Below are 3,314 nucleotides of genomic sequence, written 5' to 3' on the forward strand. Positions count from 1 at the left end.
CTCCCCCGCCGTACCGGCGGTGCGGGGCGTGGACCTGCGGCTGGAGGCGGGGCAGAAGCTGGGGACGTCAGTCCAGCGGGGGCTGGTCGCGGCGCTCGGCCTGGCGGGGGACGCTCGCGCCGGGGACGCCGGAGGAGGGGCTGAAGCCGTTGCCGAGGGCGCCGGAGAGGCCCTTGAGCGCGTCGCCGATCTCGCTGGGGACGATCCAGAGCTTGTTGGCGTCGCCCTCGGCGATCTTCGGCAGCATCTGGAGGTACTGGTAGGAGAGCAGCTTCTGGTCGGGGTCGCCGGCGTGGATCGCCTCGAAGACGGTGCGGACGGCCTGGGCCTCGCCCTCGGCGCGCAGTGCGGCGGCCTTGGCGTCGCCCTCGGCGCGCAGGATCGCGGACTGCTTCTCGCCCTCGGCGGTGAGGATGGCGGACTGCCGGGTGCCCTCGGCCTGGAGGATCGCGGCGCGCTTGTCGCGGTCGGCGCGCATCTGCTTCTCCATGGAGTCCTGGATGGAGGTGGGCGGCTCGATCGCCTTGAGCTCGACGCGGTTGACGCGGATGCCCCACTTGCCGGTGGCCTCGTCGAGGACGCCGCGCAGGGCCGCGTTGATCTCCTCGCGGGAGGTCAGGGTCCGTTCGAGGTCCATGCCGCCGATGATGTTGCGGAGCGTGGTGACGGTGAGCTGCTCGATGGCCTGGATGTAGCTGGCGACCTCGTAGGTCGCGGCGCGGGCGTCGGTGACCTGGTAGTAGATGACGGTGTCGATGTTGACGACCAGGTTGTCCTGGGTGATCACCGGCTGGGGCGGGAACGGCACGACCTGTTCGCGGAGGTCGATCCGGTTGCGGATCGAGTCGATGAACGGGACGACGATGTTGAGGCCCGCGTTGAGAGTGCGGGTGTAGCGGCCGAAGCGTTCGACGATGGCGGCGCTCGCCTGCGGGATGACCTGGATCGTCTTGATCAGGGCGATGAAGACCAGCACCACCAGGATGATCAGGACGATGATGATCGGTTCCATCGTGTTGTCCCCCGTGCCCTTCGTTCGCGTCGAGGATCTTGGTGATCGAGTCTGGCAGAGTGAACTGCCCGGTGTGTGCCGTTCGTTCGAGATCGGCGGCGGCGCGGTCAGATCACGATGGCAGTGGCGCCGTCGATCTCGACGACGTCGACCTGGCGGCCCGGTTCGAAGCTCTGCGAGGCGTCGAGGGAGCGTGCCGACCACACCTCGCCCGCGAGCTTGATCCGGCCGTCGCTGCCGTCGACCCGTTCCAGGACGACGGCCTGCCGGCCCTTCAGCGCCTCGACGCCGCTGGTGTGCTGCGGCAGTTCGGCGCGCTGCCTGCGGGCCAGCGGGCGCACGACGGCGATGAGGGCGACGGAGACGGCGGCGAAGACGAGGAACTGAGCGACGACACCGCCGCCGATCCCCGCCGTCACCGCGGCGGCGACCGCGCCGACGGAGAGCATGCCGAACTCCGGCATCGCGGTCAGGACGAGGGGGATGCCGAGCAGCACGGCGACGAGGAGCCACCACACCCAGGCCGACCATTCAGTGATGTCCACCCGGTCATGGTAGGGCGAGGGGTCACTTCAGCGGGAGGCCCTGCGCCGACCAGCGGCTTCCGTTCTGCTCGACGACGAGCGGGAGGCCGAAGCAGCGGGAGAGGTTGCGGGAGTTGAGCTCCAGCTCGACGGGGCCGGCGGCGAGCACCTGGCCCTGACGGATCATCAGGACGTGCGTGAAGCCGGGCGGGATCTCCTCGACGTGGTGCGTCACCATGATCATGGAGGGGGCGTAGGGGTCGCGGGCGAGCCGGCCGAGGCGGCGGACGAGGTCCTCGCGGCCGCCGAGGTCGAGGCCGGCGGCGGGCTCGTCGAGGAGGAGCAGCTCGGGGTCGGTCATCAGGGCGCGGGCGATCAGGGTGCGCTTGCGCTCGCCCTCGGAGAGGGTGCCGAAGCGGCGGTCGAGGTACTCGGTCATGCCGAGCCGGTCGAGGAAGGCGCGGGCGCGCTGCTCGTCGACGTCCTCGTAGTCCTCGTTCCAGGTGGCGGTCATGCCGTAGGCGGCGGTGAGGACGGTCTGGAGGACGGTCTGGCGCTTGGGGAGCTTGTCGGCGAGCGCGATGCCGGCGACGCCGATGCGGGGGCGGAGTTCGAAGACGTCGACCTTGCCGAGGGTCTCGCCGAGGATCGTGGCGGTGCCCTTGGAGGGGAAGAGGTAGCTGGACGCCACGTTGAGGAGGGTGGTCTTGCCGGCGCCGTTGGGGCCGAGGATGACCCAGCGCTCTCCCTCCTTCACCGACCAGGAGACCTGGTCCACCAGAGCCCGGCCCTCGCGGACCACGGATACGTCCTCCAGCTCCAGCACATCGCTCATGAGCGCGTTGTCTCCCATTGCAGTCTCGGTGTGTCGCGGGCGCCCTCGGGGGCGGTCACCCGGAAGTGTCCCCGGGTAAAACCTACGCCACCGGTTGTCGGTGGCGTTCCCTAGGCTGGGTGCATGCTCGTCGAACCTCGCTCAGGACGCCTCGCCGCCTGGGGAAATGCGCTTCTTGCCGGACTTGTGTCACCTGACGACGCCGTGCTCGCCGTGGTCGGTCACGACGCGGTGCACCGCGTGGAGGGGCTGCCCGGGGAGCCGGGCCCGGTCGGGCTGACGCTGGCGCTGGGCCGGCTGCGGCGACTGGGGGCGACCGGGCTGCGGGTGGCCCTGCCGGCCTCCGGCCACCCGCTGGGGCTGAGCGGCCCGCCGGAGTTCAACGCGCGGGCGCTGGAGGCCGAGGAGGCGGTCGTGGTGCACGGGGCGGCGTTGGGGCTGGTGCCGGAGGTGTACGAGGCCGGGCCGGAGGGCGATGTGCACGCCGAGGTGCTGTGGCACTGCCTGCCGGTGCGGGAGGCGCCGCCGGCGGACGTGCCGTCGCTCGGCGAGGCGGAGCGGGAGCTGGCGGAGGCGCTGCGGGACGCGACGGCGACGCTGACCCGGCTGGACGTGGCGGGCTCGGGTCCGGTCGCGGAGGCGGCGGTGGACGCGTACCGGGCGCGGGCCGATCGGGGCCGGGAGGTGCTCGCGCCGGGGTACCCGCCGCGGGCGGTGCGGGTGCTGGAGCTGGCGCAGCGGGTGGGGCTGCTGGTGGAGGTGGCGCACGGGAGCGGGACCGGCGGTGCGGTGAGCGCGTCGGAGATCGCGGCCCGGGCGGAGGCGCTGCGACCGGTGGAGCGGGTGGCCCGGCGGGCGCAGGTGGCGGCGTACAACGCGTTCGTGGAGGAGCGGGAGCGGCGCTGAGCGGGGCGCGGACGCGGGAGAGCCCCGCGGACCGGGG

The 3,314-nt window shown here is 72.2% G+C and carries 4 protein-coding genes; 1 reads left to right on the forward strand and 3 read right to left on the reverse strand.

Going from position 1 to position 3,314, the window contains the following annotated elements; translation table 11 throughout:
• Nucleotides 1–67: 67 nt before the first annotated feature.
• The 3 genes from ACFWEG_RS28650 to ACFWEG_RS28660 all read right to left on the reverse strand — a co-directional run bounded on the left by ACFWEG_RS28650 (nucleotide 68) and on the right by ACFWEG_RS28660 (nucleotide 2,371).
• Complete coding sequence (locus tag ACFWEG_RS28650) at nucleotides 68–1,012, reverse strand: SPFH domain-containing protein (protein ID WP_387220931.1); 945 nt, start codon at nucleotides 1,010–1,012, stop codon at nucleotides 68–70.
• A 107-nt stretch (nucleotides 1,013–1,119) separates the two neighbouring features.
• Entirely contained in the window at nucleotides 1,120–1,557 is a 438-nt protein-coding gene (locus tag ACFWEG_RS28655) for an NfeD family protein (RefSeq protein ID WP_387220933.1), read from the reverse strand.
• Between the two features lie 22 nt (nucleotides 1,558–1,579).
• On the reverse strand, nucleotides 1,580–2,371 hold the full coding sequence (locus tag ACFWEG_RS28660; protein ID WP_387220935.1) for an ABC transporter ATP-binding protein: 792 nt from the start codon (nucleotides 2,369–2,371) through the stop codon (nucleotides 1,580–1,582).
• A gap of 123 nt (nucleotides 2,372–2,494) precedes the next feature.
• Here ACFWEG_RS28660 and ACFWEG_RS28665 point away from each other — a divergent pair, with 123 nt between their 5' ends.
• Nucleotides 2,495–3,277: a hypothetical protein gene (locus ACFWEG_RS28665; RefSeq protein WP_387220938.1), complete on the forward strand. Its 783-nt coding sequence runs from the start codon at nucleotides 2,495–2,497 to the stop codon at nucleotides 3,275–3,277.
• Nucleotides 3,278–3,314 lie beyond the last annotated feature (37 nt).

The organism is Streptomyces sp. NPDC060194, from assembly GCF_042728285.1.
GTDB lineage: Bacteria > Actinomycetota > Actinomycetes > Streptomycetales > Streptomycetaceae > Streptomyces.